Origin of the sequence: Saccharopolyspora erythraea NRRL 2338, from assembly GCF_000062885.1 — a bacterium.
GTDB lineage: Bacteria > Actinomycetota > Actinomycetes > Mycobacteriales > Pseudonocardiaceae > Saccharopolyspora_D > Saccharopolyspora_D erythraea.
In genome coordinates this window covers 6,441,212-6,458,514 of record NC_009142.1, presented here as the reverse complement: position 1 = coordinate 6,458,514, position 17,303 = coordinate 6,441,212, and the positions used below count along the sequence as shown (strand labels likewise).

Below are 17,303 nucleotides of genomic sequence, written 5' to 3'. Positions count from 1 at the left end.
GGCTTCGGTGGCGAGCCTGCCCGCCGGGACACGCCGGGGCGGTCAAGAGGTGGCGCGTGCGGGTCGCCGCGGGGCCTCTCAGCCGCGGACCGGGGCGATGACGGGGCTGCCGTCGGGCGTGTGCAGGACGGTGACGCGCGCCGTGTAGCGCTCGGAGAGCGTCGCAGGGGTCAGGACCTCGCCAGGGGTGCCCTCGGCGGCGACCCGGCCGCCGTCGAGCAGCAGCAGCCGCTCCGCGTACTGCGCGGCCAGCGTCAGGTCGTGCAGCGTCATGACGACCGTGGTGCCGAGCTCCCGTCGCAGTTCGTCGACCAGGTCCAGCAGCGCCTGCGCGTGTCCGACGTCGAGTCCGGTCGTGGGCTCGTCGAGCAGCAGCACGCCCGCCTGCTGCGCCAGGGCGCGGGCCAGCACGGTGCGCTGGCGTTCGCCGCCGGAGAGGGTCGCCAGCTGCCGGTCGGCGAGCCGGTCGAGGTCCAGCCGCTCCAGGAAGCCGCCGACGACCTCCAGGTCCCTGGCGCCCTCCCGCCCCAGCGGCCCCAGGTGCGGCGTCCGGCCGAGCAGCACGTAGTCGGTGACGGTCATGCCGACCGGCAACTGCGGGATCTGCGGGGCGTAGCCGACCAGCCGCGCGCGTTCGCGGCGGCGCAGCCCGGCCACCGCGCGGCCGTCGACCACCACGCGCCCCTCGTGCCGCACCAGCCCCGCCACCGCCTTGAGCAGGGTGGACTTGCCGGAGCCGTTGGGGCCGATGATGCCAAGCCAGCCGCCGCTGTCCACGGTGACCGACACGTCGGAGACGACCGTGGTGCGGCGGTACCCGGCCGAGAGGCCGTGGGTCTGGAGGCTGCTCAAGCGGTCCTCCTGGCGTAGAGGAGCACGGCGAAGAACGGCGCTCCGGTGAACGCGGTGATGACGCCGATGGGCAGCTCGGCGGGCGCCATCACGGTGCGCGCGAGCATGTCGGCCAGCACCAGGAACGCGCCGCCGAACAGCAGCGACAGCGGCACGATCACCCGGTAGCCGCTGCCCGCGGCCAGCCGCACCAGGTGCGGCACCACGAGTCCGACGAAACCGATCAGCCCGGCCACCGACACCGCCGCCGCGGTGGCAAGCGACGCCGCGACCAGCACCAGCGCGCGCACCCGGCCCGGGCGCACGCCCAGCGCCGCGGCCTCCTCGTCGCCGGTGCCCAGCAGGTCCAGCAGCCGCCCGCACAGGCACAGCACGACCACCGCGACCGCGAGGTAGGGCAGCACCAGCAGCACCTCCCGCCAGCCGGTGGTGGTCAGCCTGCCGAGGATCCACATGTAGACCTGCTCCAGCGACTCCAGGCGCAGCTGCTGGACGAAGGTCTGCCCGGCGGTGAGGAACGCGCCCACCGCGACACCCGCGAGCACGAGCGTGGCCGCGTCGGCGCCGGAGACCCGGCCCACCGCCCAGGTCAGCCCGACCCCGCCGAGCGCTCCGGCGAAGGCCGCGACCTGCAGCGGCACCGACATGCCGCCGGCCAGCTCCGGCGCGACGGCGATGACGGTGGTGACCGCGAGCCCGGCGCCGGCGGCCGAGCCCAGCAGGTAGGGGTCGGCCAGCGGGTTGCGGAACACGCCCTGGAAGGCCGCGCCGGAGACCGCCAGCGCCGCGCCGACCAGCGCGCCCAGCACCACCCGCGGCACCCTGAGCTGCCACAGGATCGCCGCCTCGCGCTCCGACAGCGGGGAGACGCCGCCGGTGACCTGCGCCACCAGCTCGCCGAGCACCCGCTGCCAGCCGAGCTCGGCGGCACCGGTGAGCACCGCCAGCAGCACGCACAGCAGCAGGGCCGCGATGCCGAGCAGGAGGTGGGACGGGCGCAGCCGCGTGCGCGGCAACGCGGTGACGGGCATCAGCCGTGCTGCGTCTTCTTCACGGCCTCGCTGATCGAGCGGACCAGGTCGACCACGCGCGGGCCCCAGCGCCCGGCGGTGTCGTCGTCCAGCTCGACGACGCGGCCCTCCCGGACGGCGGTCAGCGCGTTCCAGCCCGGGCGCGCGGCGACCGCGGCGGCGGTGACCTGGCAGCACTTGGTGTCGGCCAGGAAGATCAGGTCCGGGTTGGCCTGCACGATGTGCTCCTCGGACAGCTGCGGGAACGGCCCGCCCGCCGGGTCGGCGATGTTGATGAGGCCGAACCGCGCGTAGACGCTGCCGACGAAGCTCTGCGAGGTCGCGGTGTAGTGGTCGGGGCTGACCTCGTGGTAGTAGGTCAGCGGGCGCGGGGGCTTGGGGGTCGACTCCACCAGGCGTTCGATGTCCGAACGCATCCGTCCGGCGAGGTCCTTGGCGGCCTTGGTGTGCCCGGTCGCCTGGCCGATGACCTCGATCTGGCGGTAGGCGTCGTCCAGGCTCGCGGGCGCCGGGGTCAGCAGCACCGGCACGTCGAGCGCGCGCAGGCCCTCGGCGAGCTCGGTCGCGTTGTCCGGCGCGATCACCAGGTCGGGGTTCTGCCCGCCGATGGCGGCCGCGTCGGAGTTCAGCGCCGACAGCTCGGTGCGCGGCGCCTGCGCGGGGAAGTCGGAGAACTGGTCCACGGCCACGACCTGGTCGCCCGCGCCCACGGCGTAGAGGGTCTCGGTGGCGGTGGGCGAGAGGGAGACGATGCGCTTGGGCTGCTGGGGCAGCGTCACGGGTTCCTGGCCGGGGATCTGCACCTTCGCCGGGAACGCCGAAGCCGGGTCGTCGACCGGGCCGGGCGGGTCGGCGGCCGGGGGACGGGTGGCGCAGGCTGTGGCCCCGGCGAGCAGGGCGAGCGCGGCGAGCAGCAACGCGGCGAGGCGGCGGAACCCGGTCATGACTTCCCTCGGTTCGGCCGGTGCGGTCCGACGCCGGGGGGCCGACGTCGCACCCCTGCACCGGGAGTGGCGGACATCGACGCCACGCGCAAGGCGGCCTGGCTCGGCCCCGGGCTGCGCCGGGACCATCACAGTTGCGGCACAGCACCGGGTTCGCACCGGGTTTCGCTTCCGCTGGCGTCCGCGGGCACCCGACCACGGCTACCCTGAGCTGGAAAGATATCAGTAAACGATCGACGGGCACGTCCCAGCGGGGGTGTCCTGGCGCACTGGGGCTGTGCGGATCGCGACGCAGCGGTTAGATTTGGTGACGAAGTGTGCAAACCGGTGTGCCGGCGACTCCTCGGTTAACCGAAGGATGCCGGTGCGGACAAGATGGTCAGCATCACTCCCAGAGTGCTGCTTCTGGGTATCTTGACTGTTAAAGTATTTTGAACAACTCCGGATGCGACGGGCGACTCATTCCGCCCGGACCTCTTGCGATCTCCGGATGGTCATGAGCGGGCCAGCGTCGTCCCGTGCCCAGAAGTCGAAGTCTCACCTGACTTGAGCACGCGGTACGACTAGGGAGGTCTGCGCAGTGGTCTTCTCTGCCATTCCCGCCCGGCAGGGTCTCTACGACCCCGCCGCGGAACAGGATTCCTGTGGTGTCGCCATGGTCGCCGACATCCGCGGCCGGCGTTCGCACGGCATCGTCACCGATGCCCTGACCGCGTTGGCGAATCTCGAACACCGCGGCGCCGCGGGCGCCGAACCCACCAGCGGTGACGGTGCGGGCATCCTGCTCCAGCTCCCCGACGAGCTGCTGCGGGCCGAGGCAGGGGTGCGGCTGCCGGAGCCCGACGAGTCCGGGCAGCAGCGCTACGCGGCCGGTATGACCTTCCTGCCCGCCGACGCGGGCGAGCGTGCCCGCGCGGTGGAGCTGGTCGAGCGGATCGCGGGCGAGGAGGGCCTGCGGGTCCTCGGCTGGCGCGCGGTGCCGATCGCGCCGGAGGCCGCCGGGGTCGGCCAGACCGCGCTGGGCTGCATGCCGCACTTCAGCACGCTGCTGGTGGCCGCCGAGGACGGCCGAGTCGGCGCCGAGCTGGACCGGCTGGCGTTCTGCCTGCGCAAGCGCGCCGAGCGGGAGGCCTCCCGCGAGGGCATGGAGCTGTACTTCCCGTCGCTTTCGAGCCGGACCATGGTCTACAAGGGGATGCTGACCACCGAGCAGCTGCCCGCCTTCTTCCCTGACCTGGGCGACGAACGGTTCACCAGCGCCATCGCCCTGGTGCACAGCCGGTTCTCGACCAACACCTTCCCGTCGTGGCCGCTGGCCCACCCGTTCCGGTTCGTGGCCCACAACGGCGAGATCAACACCATCCGCGGCAACCGCAACCGGATGCGCTCCCGCGAGGCGCTGCTGGCCTCGGACCTGATCCCCGGCGACCTCTCGCGGCTGTACCCGATCTGCTCGGAGGACGGCTCGGACTCCGCGTCGTTCGACGAGGTGCTCGAGCTGCTGCACCTGGGCGGGCGCAGCCTGCCGCACGCGGTGCTGATGATGATCCCGGAGGCGTGGGAGAACCACGCCGAGATGGACCCGGCCCGCAAGGCCTTCTACCAGTTCCACGCCAGCCTGATGGAGCCGTGGGACGGCCCGGCGTGCGTGACCTTCACCGACGGCAGCCTGGTCGGCGCGGTGCTGGACCGCAACGGCCTGCGTCCGGCGCGCTGGTGGCAGACCGCCGACGACCGGGTGGTGCTGGCCAGCGAGTCCGGCGTGCTCAACCTCAAGCCGGAGGAGGTCGTGGCCAAGGGCCGCCTGCAGCCCGGCCGGATGTTCCTGGTCGACACCGAGCAGGGCCGCATCGTCGACGACGAGGAGATCAAGTCCGAGCTGGCCGGCTCGCACGCCTACGACGAGTGGCTGCACGCCGGGCTGCTCAACCTCGACAGCCTGCCCGACCGCGAGCACGTCGTGCAGAGCCACGAGTCGGTGGTGCGCCGCGAGCTCACCTTCGGCTACACCGAGGAGGAGCTGGCGCTGCTGCTGGCGCCGATGGCGCAGAAGGGCGCCGAGCCGCTGGGGTCGATGGGCTCGGACACCCCGCCCGCCGCGCTCTCGAAGCGCTCGCGTTTGCTCTACGACTACTTCGTGCAGGGTTTCGCGCAGGTCACCAACCCGCCGCTGGACGCCATCCGCGAGGAGATCGTCACCTCGGTGGCGCGGGTGATGGGCCCCGAGCAGAACCTGCTGGAGCCGTCGGCGGCGTCGTGCCGGCACGTGGTGCTGCCCGCGCCGGTGATCGACAACGACGAGCTGGCCAAGCTCATCCACATCAACACCGACGGCAACCTTCCGGGGTTCGCCTGCACCGTCCTGTCCGGACTGTACGAAGTGGACGGTGGCGGCGCGGCGCTGGAGGAGGCGATCGAGCGGGTCCGCCAGGAGGCGTCGGAGGCAATCGCCGCCGGGGCGCGCGTGCTGGTGCTCTCCGACCGCGACTCCGACCACCGGATGGCGCCGATCCCGTCGCTGCTGCTGGTGTCGGCGGTGCACCACCACCTGGTGCGGACCAAGGAGCGGCTGCGGGTCGCGCTGGTGGTCGAGAGCGGTGACGCCCGCGAGGTCCACCACATCGCCGCGCTGCTCGGCTACGGTGCCGCCGCGGTCAACCCGTACCTGGCCTTCGAGGCGATCGAGGACATGATCGCCACCGGCCAGATCAGCGGCATCCGGCCGCGGGTGGCGATCGGCAACTACGTGCAGGCGCTGGTCAAGGGCGTGCTGAAGGTGATGTCCAAGATGGGCATCTCCACCGTCGGCGCCTACACCGCCGCCCAGGTCTTCGAGGCCGTCGGGCTGTCGCAGGAGCTCGTGGACTCCTACTTCCGCGGCACCACCTCCAAGCTCGGCGGCGTCGGGCTGGACGTGCTGGCCGAGGAGGTCGCGCAGCGGCACCGCCGCGCCTACCCGGACAACCCGGCCGCGCGGGTGCACCGCAGGCTGGAGAGCGGCGGCGAGTACTCCTACCGCCGCGAGGGCGAGCTGCACCTGTTCACGCCGGAGACGGTGTTCCTGCTCCAGCACGCCACCAAGACCCGCCGCTACGACGTGTTCCGCAAGTACACGGCCGAATGCGACCGTCTGGCCACCGAGGGCGGCACGCTGCGCGGCCTGTTCGGGCTGCGGAGCAATCGCGAGCCGATCGACATCGACGAGGTCGAGCCGGCCTCGGAGATCATGAAGCGCTTCGCCACCGGGGGCATGAGCTACGGCGCCATCTCCGCCGAGGCGCACGAGACGCTGGCGATCGCGATGAACCGCATCGGCGGGGTGTCCAACTCCGGCGAGGGCGGCGAGGACGCCGACCGGCTCTACGACCCCGAGCGCCGCTCGGGCATCAAGCAGGTCGCCTCCGGCCGCTTCGGCGTCACCAGCGAGTACCTGGTCAACGCCAGCGACATCCAGATCAAGATGGCCCAGGGCGCCAAGCCCGGCGAGGGCGGCCAGCTCCCGGCGCACAAGGTCTACCCGTGGATCGCCAAGACCCGGCACTCCACGCCGGGCGTCGGGCTGATCTCGCCGCCGCCGCACCACGACATCTACTCGATCGAGGACCTCGCCCAGCTCATCCACGACCTGAAGAACGCCAACGACCAGGCGCGGGTGCACGTCAAGCTGGTCAGCTCGGTCGGCGTCGGCACGGTCGCGGCGGGCGTGAGCAAGGCCCACGCCGACGTCGTGCTCATCTCCGGTCACGACGGCGGCACCGGTGCTGCGCCGCTGACGTCGCTGAAGCACGCGGGCACGCCCTGGGAGATCGGGCTGGCCGAGACCCAGCAGACGCTGCTGCTCAACGGTCTGCGCGACCGCATCACGGTGCAGGTCGACGGCGGCATGAAGACCGGCCGCGACGTGGTCATCGCGGCGCTGCTGGGCGCCGAGGAGTACGGCTTCGCCACCGCGCCGCTGGTGGTCGAGGGCTGCATCATGATGCGCGTCTGCCACCTCGACACCTGCCCGGTCGGGGTCGCCACCCAGAACCCGGAGCTGCGCAAGCGCTACACCGGCCAGGCCGACCACGTGGTGAACTTCTTCGAGTTCATCGCCCAGGAGGTGCGCGAGTACCTGGCCCAGCTGGGCTTCCGCACGCTCGACGAGGCGATCGGCCAGGTCGAGGCGCTGCGCACCGACGAGGCGGTGGAGAACTGGAAGGGCCGCGGCCTGGACCTCGGTCCGGTGTTCGCGGTGCCCGAGACCCCGTACTCGCCGGTGCGGCGCCGGGTGCGCGAGCAGGACCACGGCCTGGACCTGGCGCTGGATCGCACCCTGATCCAGCTCGCCGAGGCCGGGCTGGAGGACGCCCACCCGCTGCGGTTGCAGCTGCCGGTGCGCAACGTCAACCGCACCGTCGGCACGTTGCTGGGCGCCGAGGTCACCCGCCGCTACGGCGGGGAGGGCCTGCCCGACGACACGATCCACGTCGAGCTGGACGGCTCGGCCGGGCAGTCGCTGGGCGCGTTCCTGCCGTCGGGGGTCACACTGGACCTGGTCGGCGACGCCAACGACTACGTCGGCAAGGGCCTGTCGGGCGGCCGGATCGTGGTGCGCCCGCACCCGGACTCCTCGTTCGCCGCCGAGGACCAGGTCATCGCGGGCAACGTGATCGGCTACGGCGCCACCAGCGGCGAGGTCTTCCTGCGCGGCAAGGTCGGCGAGCGGTTCTGCGTCCGCAACTCCGGCGCGACCCTGGTCGCCGAGGGCGCGGGCGACCACGCCTTCGAGTACATGACCGGCGGCGCGGCGGTGGTGCTGGGCGGCACCGGGCGCAACGTCGCGGCCGGGATGTCCGGCGGTACCGCCTTCGTGCTCGACCTGGACCCGGTTCGGGTCAACACCGCGATGGTGGACCTGGAACGGCCCAGCGCCAAGGACCTGAAGTGGCTGCACGAGATCGTGCGGCGGCACCACGAACTGACCGGCTCGACGGTCGCGGCCTCGCTGCTGGGCGACTGGCCGCGGCGCTCCGCGGCGTTCACCAAGGTGATGCCCCGCGACTACCAGCGCGTCCTGGAGGCCATGCGGCTGGCCAGGGCCGAGGGCCGCGACGTCGACGAGGCGATCATGGAGGCTTCCCGTGGCTGACCCGCAGGGCTTTCTCAAGTACTCCCGGGCCGACGCGCCGAAGCGTCCCGCCGACGAGCGGCTGGGCGACTGGTACGAGGTCTACGCCTCGCTGTCCACCGAGGACCGCAAGGCCGAGACCTCCAGGCAGGCGGCCCGCTGCATGGACTGCGGAATCCCGTTCTGCCACTCCGGCTCGGCGGGGTGCCCGCTGGGCAACCTGATCCCGGAGTGGAACAACATGGTCCGCCGCGGCCAGTGGGACCAGGCGTCCGAGCGGCTGCATGCGACCAACAACTTCCCGGAGTTCACCGGCAAGCTGTGCCCGGCGCCGTGCGAGGCGGGCTGCGTGCTGTCGATCTCGCCCGACGCCGGTGGTCCGGTGGCCATCAAGCGGGTCGAGGAGGCCATCGCGGAGGTGAGCTGGGAGAACGACTACGTCGAGCCGCAGCTCGCCGAGCTGGCCACCGGCAAGCGGGTCGCGGTCGTCGGCTCCGGGCCGGGCGGGCTGGCCGCGGCCCAGCAGCTCACCCGCGCCGGGCACGAGGTGACCGTCTTCGAGCGTGACGACCGCATCGGCGGGCTGCTGCGCTACGGCATCCCCGAGTTCAAGATGGAGAAGTCCGTCCTGGACCGGCGCCTGGCGCAGATGCGTTCGGAGGGCACGAAGTTCATCACCGGCTGCGAGGTCGGCGTCGACCTCACGGTGGAGGAGCTGCGCGCCGGCTACGACGCCGTCGTGCTCGCCGTCGGTGCGCTGCGCGGTCGCGACGACCGCAACGTGGGCGGGCGCGAGCTGAACGGCGTGCACCTGGCGATGGAGCACCTGGTCCCGGCCAACAAGGAGTGCGAGGGCGACGGTCCGACGTCGATCTCGGCGGAGGGCAAGCACGTCATCATCATCGGCGGCGGCGACACCGGTGCCGACTGCTACGGCACCGCCAACCGGCAGGGCGCGCTGAGCGTGACCCAGCTCGACAACTACCCGCAGCCGCCGACCAGCCGTGACGACGACATCTCGCCGTGGCCGACCTGGCCCTACATCCTGCGCACCTACCCCGCGCACGAGGAGGCCGGCGAGCGCAAGTTCGCGGTGGCGGTGGAGGAGTTCGTCGGCGACGACGAGGGCAACGTGCGGGCCGTGCGGCTGCGGCAGGTGAAGGTCGAGCGCGTCGACGGGCGCAGGCAGGTCGTGCCGGTGTCCGACGAGGTCGAGGAGCTGCCGTGCGACCTGGCGCTGCTGGCGATCGGCTTCGAGGGCGTCGAGCACATGGACCTGCTCGACGGGCTCGGCATCGAGCTGACGAAGAAGGGCACCATCGGGTGCGGGTCGAACTGGGAGACCAGCGCCCCCGGCGTCTTCGTCTGCGGTGACGCCCACCGGGGCGCCTCGCTCGTGGTGTGGGCCATCGCGGAGGGCCGCTCGGTGGCCAACGCCGTCGACGCCCATCTGATGGGCGACTCGCAGCTCCCCTCGCCGGTGCACCCCACCGCGCTGCCGCTGGCTGTCGTGTGAGCTGCCGTGGGTGGCGGTCCGGCCTCTCGGACCGCCACCCGCGGCTCACCTCATGCGGACCGGAACGTGCCTGCCTTGACGTCGGTCAGGAAGGCGCGGAACGCGGTGGCGGGGAACTCCAGCACCGGGCTCGCGGAGGCCAGCTTCGAGTCCCTGATGCCGATGACGCTCGCGCGCCTGCCCATCTCGACGCAGTTGCCGCCGTCGTTGGTGCTGTACGACGACTTGATGAATCGGACGTCTGCCCAGTCGATGCCTGAGTTGGCCATACGGCTCAGTCCTTCCTCGCTCATCTCCCAGCGAGCTGGCTTGCCAGCTCACGGATGAAGTTACGCGATTCGACCGGCCCCAAGGCAATGCCGTACAGCCTGCTCAGCAGCTCGTTGTAGCGGCGCACCGCCTCCGCTGGCTTGTCGATGTAGATGGCGTCGCCGTAGATCTCGATGTAGACGATGTCGGTGCTGGTGTCGTCGTCGAAGCGGAAGATCACGAAGTCTGAGCCGACTGCGTCGTACGACAGCTTGTCGAACGGGATGACCTGGATGTTGATGTTGGTCAGTAGCGCGACCTCCGCGAGGTAGTCGAGCTGCTCGGCCATGGTCGCGGGATCGCCGATCTGTCGCCGCAGCGCGGATTCGCTGAGCACGAACGAGAAGTGCGACGCTTCCTCGCGAGTCAGCAGTTCCTGCCGCTCCTTGCGAATGCGGACGTGGTCCTCGACGTCCTTGCCGTTCGGGTCGTCGCCGCGACCGGCGAAGATGCTGCGCGTGTACTCCTCGGTCTGCAGGATTCCCGGCAGTACCTCCGAGCCGACCATCATGACCTCGGTCGCGCTCTGCTCGAAGTCGCGGAACGCGCGGAACCACCTCGGCCCGCGGTAGAGCGTCGCCTCCTTCGGGCGACCGCGTCGGCGGCGGGCGCCCTTGGCGAGTTCGCGGCACCACACCTTGTCCTTCGGGCTGGCCTTGTACAGCGACAGCAGGGCTTCCAGCTCCAGGCCGGAGATCCCGACCTTGGCGGTCTCCACGCGGCTGATCTTGTTGTGCGCCTTGCCCAGGTGCTCGGAGGCAACTTCCTGGGTGATCCCGGCCGCCTCGCGGAGCTTGCGCAGCTCGTTGCCGAGCTGGCGTTGCTGCATGGTGATGGAGCTGGAGTGCGTTGACATCGCCGTCCTTCCGAGCAGAAGCATCACCAGAAAGGTGTATGTACAGAATTGACTTACGGTCTTAATCTTGGTCCTGCCGGTGAGCAAGGCCAAGAGATGCACGCGGTGTACGTCCAAACCGTAGCGAAGTTGGCTCTGTGAACCGGAGATCCCCCGATCGGCTGGCTTCGCCGTTCTTCCTCCCCCGGCGGTGTGGCCATCCGCCGGCGTGCGGTGACCCCGAGTGAGGCTCCAGCTCACGACCGCGCGCCGCGTGCCGCGCGGTCCGGTACCTCTCCCAGCGCCGGACCGCGCGGCTCCCGTCCTCCGAATCCCTGGCAGGTGTCCATGTTCCTGAAAGACCTCAACGAATCCTTGCGCCGTCGGCTCGACATGCTGGCGGACATCGCGTGGCACGGTGAGGATCACGCGGTGTGCGAGACCGCCCGCACTGAGATGCCGAACCTGGTCGCCGCCGTGCGGACTCTCATGGAGCAGCACGAGCCGGACGATTCCGGAGAATGCCCGGCCTGTTCCCGGATTCTGTGGCGCTGGCAGCAGCCTTGGCGACGTCCCAAGTCGCCGTGCCGCGTCTACCTGGCCGCGCGCTGGGCGCTGCTGGACGAGCACGCCGCTTCACCGAGGAGCTGACCCGTGGCGAACCGGCACTTCTGGCAGCCGATCCAGCACACCACCGCTCCCGGCGGCGTCCGGCACGCCTTCCGGGGCCGCCGCTGGGAAGGGGAGCCGTCGGCGACGACCGTGTGCGGGCAGCAGGTGCCATTGGCACGAACGTCCGAGATGGACTGGATCACTTCGCCGTCGTGCCCGGACTGCACCGAAATCCTGCGTCAGGAGTGCTGACCCGTCATCCGATGGCGGTCACCGACCGAATGCGCTCCAGGCGGAAGTTCCTCTCGTCGTCGCGCATGTGACACCAGGCGACGAGCCAGCGCTGGTCGAGGTCGATCGGTGTGACCGGACGGCTGGTGCGCTTCCCGGTCTGGTCGACATACTCGATGTGCACCGCGCTCTCGCGGGCAAGCGCGTCCGCGAGAACGTGGATCTCGCCCGGACCGAGCTGTGTCGCTTCGTGGGTCAACTCATCGATCCGGGACGTCAGGCCCGTGATCGCGGGCTGTGGCGGCTCGGTGCCCTTGACCAGCGCCTTGGCGATCAGGTCGAAGTCCGGCTCGGCACGCTGAGGGATGGCGGCTCGTCGCGGCCGGGCGAGGTTGCGGCTGCGGCTGTCGCCGCGCTTGCCCGCGTGGCGTTCGAGCCGCACGCTGCCGTTGCCGTCCTGCTGGACCGGCGAGTATCCCGCCGCGCGAAGCTTGTCCAACGTCTCGGATGCCGCCTTGCCCGAGGCGAGCACGGTAGGCGCGAGCGTCCGGAGGTTCAGCGGCGCCAGTGCCTTGTGCCTGCTCACCTCGGCGAGCAGGGCCTCGTCCCCGACGACGCAGCACTTCACCGTGGTCACCTTCAGCTCGCCGAAGCGACGGGCGACGTCGTCGATCAGGTAACGCAACGGCTGCGGGATCGTCGAGTCCGAGATCCTCTCCAGTTCGGCCACCACGTCGCCGGCCGTCCAGCCCTGGTCGAATGCCCGCCGGATCGAGGACGGCGAGAACCGCCAGGTGGACGCGGTGTCCCGGCGTTCCAGGTCGGCCAGCAGATCAAGCGACCGGGTCAGCTTCGCGTCCGGGGTGCCCCGGACCACGGCGGTCAGATCCGCCTGCAACACGGCGGATCGCTGCGCGGCGGGCAGCAGTCGTGCGGCCTCGGCGCGAAGCTGTTCGCCGTCCTCGGCCAGCAGCGACCTGCCCAGCGACGACAGCGCGCCGGAGGCGGTGACGCCCGCGGCATCGCACTCCGCCCAGGTCACCTTCGCCGGGGCGGCGATGTTCTCGGTGTCGCCGTACAACGCCGGTCGCAGCCAGGCAAGCAGCGAGTCGATCTCATCGGTGGAGGTCACCGCGTGCCCGTCCGGAATTTCGGCGAGCTGCCCCAGCAGGTCGTGGCGGAGTGTGCGGTCGATGTCATCGGACACGCCCGCCAGCGCCGGTCCGGGCTTGTCCTCCAGGTACGTCATCGTCGGTGTGCCTGGCAGCCACCACCACGCTGAGACCAGCGCGGCGTACTGGTCAGCGGGGTCGCTGGTCTGCCATTCCTCCGCGCTGTCGGCAGGCACGATGTGCCCGTCTCCGTCGATCGACAGCAGCTCGGCACCCGCCGCCGCTTCCAGCCACAGCCTGACTTCGCGTTCGTCGGCGTGAAGAGCCCTGCCCAACTGGCTCAGGACACGAACGCCGACACCGCCGGACTTCAGCGGTGACACGGAAGTCTTCGCGCAGTGCTCCAGCAACCGTGCGGCTCCCGCCACGAACCGGCCCGCCGCGACCGCGGCAGTCCGGTCCACCACGTCGGTACCGGCGTCCGAGGCCTTCGGCAGGTCCGGTCGCTTGCGAAGCGGGGCGTGGTAGTCGGCCCCGCGCAACGCCAACGCCACCTCACGGGGCATCTCGAAAGGACCGTGGACGTGGAATCGGTCCACCGGGACCAGTAGCGCTCGCGTCACCAGCCACGACACCGGATCTGCCACCCGCTCCGCAGGCGTCCCGCGGAACGGATCGCAGTTGGGGCCGTGCCACGCGGTCTTCTCGGCGATCTCGCGGCACTCGGCCGGAGCTTGGGCCAACAGGCCCGCGACCTCGGCCGGATCGGAGAGGAATGCCTCGATCGCGTCGAGGGTCTGCTGCTTGCGCTTGCCCTTGCGGAGTCCAAGGTTTTCGGCGATCGAGCCGAGCTCATCGGCGGGAAACGGCTTGAGCAGGGTTTGCAGGCCGCGGCCGAGGCCGAGCGCGCCGAGCGAGCCCCGCAGTGGCCCTGCGAGGTGCAAGGCGCCGTCCACGCCGGGCCAAACCAGAGCATTGCGCCGCAGGACCGCCAAGCCGCGGTCGAGGTCCGAGGTGCTCTCGACCCCGTGCGCCTGTGCCAGCTCCTCGATCGTGCTGCCATCCCCGGAGAGCACCACCCCCGAGAGGACGTCGTGACATTCCCGGTCCAGCTCGTCGAGCGCCATCTGGATCGAATACGGCGTGTTGAGCCGGTTGCCGAGTTGGTCGATCGAGCCTGGTGGCGGCGAGGCACAGTCCGGCCGGGACCGCAGGAGGTCTGCGAGGTCGCTGGGACTCAGGGACCTCAGCCACTTGACGAAACCGGAAGGCATGCCGACATGCTGCCATCCTGTCTCCCGAGGCGGTCCAGTTGTCCCCGTCGCTCCCCGGGACACCCGAGCGCGGCTCCTCGGTCACGGGCACGACGAATTCGCTCCTCGGGTTAACACGATCGGGGATCTCTGCACCTGGCTAGCCTGACCCGATGTCGATGCCCCGGGTTTCGTTGCCAGAGCGGGAAAATGTGCCGTCGGTGCCGTCCGGAGGGCGGCGCGCGCGGCTCCGCGCGGTTCTGGCCGGGGGCTCGGCCGCAGTGGCGCTGCTGTGCGCGGTCGCCTTCCCGTTCGCGCCGGTGCACCAACCCGTCATCAGCTACCACTGGCCGGGCGAACCGGGGGCGTCGGCGGTTCCGTTGATGCCGTACCAGCCGGTGAGCCTGCGGGCGTCCTGGTCGTGCGCGGCGATCGAGCGGCTCGGCGGCGACGGCACGGTGCTGGCGACCGCACCGCCGACCTCGGACGCGCTGCCCGCGCTGCGCGTCGAGGTGACCGGGGACCTCCTGCGCGCCACCAGCTACGGCACGCACGTCGCCGAAGCACCGTTGCCCCCGGGGGAGTGCGGCTGGACGCTGACCTCCGACCCCGAGCGCACCGAGCTGCGCCTCGACGGACGGCCGATGGCGGCGGTGCGGGGTGACGTCCGGCCCGCGGTGTCGGGGATCTTCACCCAGGTCCCGACGCCGGAGGGCATCAGCGTCGACCTCGTCGCCGACACCCGCTTCCAGACCACCGCGAGCAGGCTGAAGACCGCGCTCGGCGCCGGCTGCGTGCTCGCGCTCCTGTGCATGCTCGTGGCGCTGCCCGCGGGCCGGCGGGTGCGCGGGAGGGCGAATCGGCGGCCGCGGTTGGTCGACTGCGCCGTGGCAGCGACGCTGGGCACGTGGGCGTTGATCGGTCCGGTCACGGTCGACGACGGCTACATCGCGGGCATCGTGCGCGGCCGCGGCGAGAACGGCTTCGTCGGCAACGCCTACCGCTGGCTCAACGCCCCGGAGGCCCCGTTCGGCTGGTTCTACGAGGTCCACCACCTGTGGGCGCAGGTCTCCACCGCGCCGCTGTGGCTTCGCGTGCCGTCCGCACTGCTCGGTCTGGTGTGCTGGATCCTGTTGTCGCGCTTCGTGATCCCGCGCTTGGGCCGGTTCGCGCGGAGCCGCGCGGTGCCGTGGTCGGCCGCACTGCTGTTCGCGGCTTGGTGGCTCCCGTTCAACCTCGGACTGCGGCCCGAACCGTGGGCCGCGGTCGGTGTGCTCGCGGTCTTGTGCCTGGTGGACCGCGCCGTCGCGGCGCGTGCCGTCCGGCCGTTCGCCGTCGCGCTCGTGGTCGCCGGGGCGACCACCGCGCTCACGCCCTACGGCGTGATGGCGTTCGCGCCGGTCGTGGTCGCCGCTCCTGCCCTGCTGCGCAACCTGCGCGCGGCCTTGGGGGCTGCGACCGTCGCCGGAGGTGCCGCGGTGGCGGGACCTGTCGCGGTCATCGCTGCGGCGACCGCATCCGTGCTGCTGCCGATGTTCGCCGACCAGAGCTTCGCGGCGGTGGTCGAGGCGATCCGGGTCCGCAAGCTGGTCGGCGGGGACCTGCCTTGGTTCCAGGAGTACGTCCGCTACGCCCGCCTGCTCGAACCCGGGACGTTCCAGGGCGCGCTGGCCCGCCGCGCGCCGGTGCTGCTGACCCTGCTCGGACTGCTCGGGTGGGCGCTGCGCGGCCGTCCGCCCGGTGTCGCCCGCGCGGCGTCCGTCCGCATCACGGCGACGACCGCGCTGTGCTTCGGTGTGCTGATCTTCAGCCCCACCAAGTGGACCCAGCACTTCGGCGTCCTCGCCGGGGTCGGCACCGCCGTCCTGGTGCTGTCCGTGCACGCGTGGCGTCGGCGGGCCGGCCGCGACGTCCGGGAGCTGGTGCTCGGCCTCACCGCCGTCGCGCTCGTTTCGGGTGTGGTGCTGGCGGGGTGGAACAAGTGGCCATGGGTCTCCGACCACGGACTGACGTGGAACTCGATGGCGCCGGCGGTCGCGGGCGTGCGACTCGCCGACGTCGTCGTGGTCTGCGGGCTCGGAATCGCCGGTGTGCTGGCGCTGGCCGCGGCGTGGCGCTCGGGCGGTCGGCCCGGCTGGCCGCGCGGTGTACCGTCGCCGGCCCTGGTGGCGGTGCTGCTGGTCGCGGCGACGGTGTCGCTGACAGTCGGATCGTTCGCGCGCGCGAGCCTGACCGGACGCGGCTACACGTTCGCCGCGGACAGCGCCGCCGCACTGCGCGGCTCGACCTGCGGGCTGGCTGACGTGCTCGCGGTCGAGGCCGACCCGTCGCGGGGATTGCTCCCCGCACTCGGAGACGGTTGGTACCGGTTGGCCGACGAGCAGCGCGACGGCCGCCTGCCGGTGGTCTTCGGAACCAGCGGCGAGGTCAGGGCGGTGTTCGCCACCGCGGAACACGTTGTCGTGGCCACGGAGCGCGTCGCTCCTTCGCGGGGCGCGGAGGTCCGGCTGGCGGTGCCGGCGGGCGCCGACGTCGTGCGCGTGCTGGGCGCGGTGCGCCCGCCACGTGCTCCGAGGCTCACCCCGATGACCGAGCTGCTGCCGACCGGCACCGCGGCGGTGCTCGACTGGCCGGTGGCGTTGCTGTTCCCCTGCCTGCGCCCGGCGTCACTCGCCGACGGCACGGCCGAACCACCGGGCTGGCGGGTCGCGCCGCCGAGCATGGACGGCTCCGCCCACATCACCTACGACCTCGCCACGGGCGGCCCCTTCGCCACGGCGCGCACGCTCGTGCGCGAGCGGCAATTGCCGGTCTACCTCCGCGACGAACCGGCGCGGGAGGTTGCCCGCCTGTACCGCTGGGACGTGCTTGAACGCCCTCTGCACCCGACGAGGGAAACGAGGACCGTGCCGGGCTGGCACCGCGACGGCCGCGCGAGTGTCCCCGGCCTCGACCTGGAGGAGTAAGGAGTGGCCCGCGGGCCGGGAACTGGCGCTCGCCTGCCGCGAACTGGCGCCGCCATCGACTACGTCGCCCAGTTCTGAGCGCTCCTCCGGCGAGAACAGCCCATGGAACTCCGCCGACCGACCGCGTCCGGGAGACTCTCCCGTCGGGGCAGGTCGCCGGGACCACGACGGCTGCCACGACACGCGTCCGCACCGTTCCCACTCCGACCGTGATCAGCCGGCGCCGGAGGCGACGACCGATTTCAGGGCCGTGATCCGCGCCGAGCACGCCATCGGAAACCCGTTCTGCACGGCCGGCGCCATCACCTATGCCTGGGAGGGCACGGTGCAACGGGACGGCCTGTACACCCTGGCGTCTGAAAATGACGGAAGGGCGTCATTCGGCGGTGGAGGAAGAAATCCCCCGGCTGAGGATGGTGCTCGCCGGTGTCGTGGCCGCGATCTGCGTCGCGGCGACGAATTTCCACATTCGAGGAGCGCGACCGATGGCCGATCACGAGCGTGTCCACCAGGAACCGTGCCTGATCCCCTG

The 17,303-nt window shown here is 71.5% G+C and carries 11 protein-coding genes; 5 read left to right on the top strand and 6 right to left on the bottom strand.

Annotated elements, in window-relative coordinates; genetic code table 11:
- Positions 1 to 78: 78 nt before the first annotated feature.
- The 3 genes from SACE_RS27540 to SACE_RS27530 are packed head-to-tail and all read right to left on the bottom strand — an operon-like array spanning position 79 to position 2,827.
- A complete protein-coding gene (locus SACE_RS27540) occupies positions 79 to 852 on the bottom strand; it encodes an ABC transporter ATP-binding protein (RefSeq protein WP_009948082.1) in 774 nt (257 codons plus the stop codon).
- Entirely contained in the window at positions 849 to 1,883 is a 1,035-nt protein-coding gene (locus SACE_RS27535) for a FecCD family ABC transporter permease (protein ID WP_009948083.1), read from the bottom strand. Before SACE_RS27535 ends, SACE_RS27540 begins: the two co-directional genes overlap by 4 nt.
- Positions 1,883 to 2,827, bottom strand: coding sequence for an ABC transporter substrate-binding protein (locus tag SACE_RS27530; protein WP_009948084.1), 945 nt, complete (start codon positions 2,825 to 2,827; stop codon positions 1,883 to 1,885). The genes SACE_RS27535 and SACE_RS27530 overlap by 1 nt, the downstream gene beginning before the upstream one ends.
- A gap of 580 nt (positions 2,828 to 3,407) precedes the next feature.
- Between SACE_RS27530 and gltB the strand changes: the two genes are divergently transcribed.
- Positions 3,408 to 7,958, top strand: a complete 4,551-nt coding sequence (gene gltB, locus SACE_RS27525) for a glutamate synthase large subunit (protein ID WP_009948085.1) — start codon at positions 3,408 to 3,410, stop codon at positions 7,956 to 7,958.
- Complete coding sequence (locus tag SACE_RS27520) at positions 7,951 to 9,453, top strand: glutamate synthase subunit beta (RefSeq protein WP_009948086.1); 1,503 nt, start codon at positions 7,951 to 7,953, stop codon at positions 9,451 to 9,453. The genes gltB and SACE_RS27520 overlap by 8 nt, the downstream gene beginning before the upstream one ends.
- A 50-nt stretch (positions 9,454 to 9,503) precedes the next feature.
- On the opposite strand, the gene SACE_RS27515 is transcribed toward SACE_RS27520, so the two are convergent.
- Positions 9,504 to 9,722, bottom strand: a complete 219-nt coding sequence (locus tag SACE_RS27515) for a DUF397 domain-containing protein (RefSeq protein ID WP_009948087.1) — start codon at positions 9,720 to 9,722, stop codon at positions 9,504 to 9,506.
- 20 nt (positions 9,723 to 9,742) lie between these two features.
- Positions 9,743 to 10,618: a helix-turn-helix domain-containing protein gene (locus SACE_RS27510; protein WP_009948088.1), complete on the bottom strand. Its 876-nt coding sequence runs from the start codon at positions 10,616 to 10,618 to the stop codon at positions 9,743 to 9,745.
- Between the two features lie 327 nt (positions 10,619 to 10,945).
- Here SACE_RS27510 and SACE_RS27505 point away from each other — a divergent pair, with 327 nt between their 5' ends.
- On the top strand, positions 10,946 to 11,248 hold the full coding sequence (locus tag SACE_RS27505; protein ID WP_009948089.1) for a hypothetical protein: 303 nt from the start codon (positions 10,946 to 10,948) through the stop codon (positions 11,246 to 11,248).
- A 3-nt stretch (positions 11,249 to 11,251) separates the two neighbouring features.
- Complete coding sequence (locus SACE_RS27500) at positions 11,252 to 11,461, top strand: hypothetical protein (protein WP_009948090.1); 210 nt, start codon at positions 11,252 to 11,254, stop codon at positions 11,459 to 11,461.
- 4 nt (positions 11,462 to 11,465) lie between these two features.
- On the opposite strand, the gene SACE_RS38590 is transcribed toward SACE_RS27500, so the two are convergent.
- Positions 11,466 to 13,826 (bottom strand): helicase C-terminal domain-containing protein, encoded by a 2,361-nt coding sequence (locus SACE_RS38590; protein ID WP_009948091.1) that lies wholly within the window; start codon positions 13,824 to 13,826, stop codon positions 11,466 to 11,468.
- A 152-nt stretch (positions 13,827 to 13,978) separates the two neighbouring features.
- Here SACE_RS38590 and SACE_RS27490 point away from each other — a divergent pair, with 152 nt between their 5' ends.
- Complete coding sequence (locus tag SACE_RS27490) at positions 13,979 to 16,771, top strand: arabinosyltransferase domain-containing protein (RefSeq protein WP_231849807.1); 2,793 nt, start codon at positions 13,979 to 13,981, stop codon at positions 16,769 to 16,771.
- Positions 16,772 to 17,303: the final 532 nt, after the last annotated feature.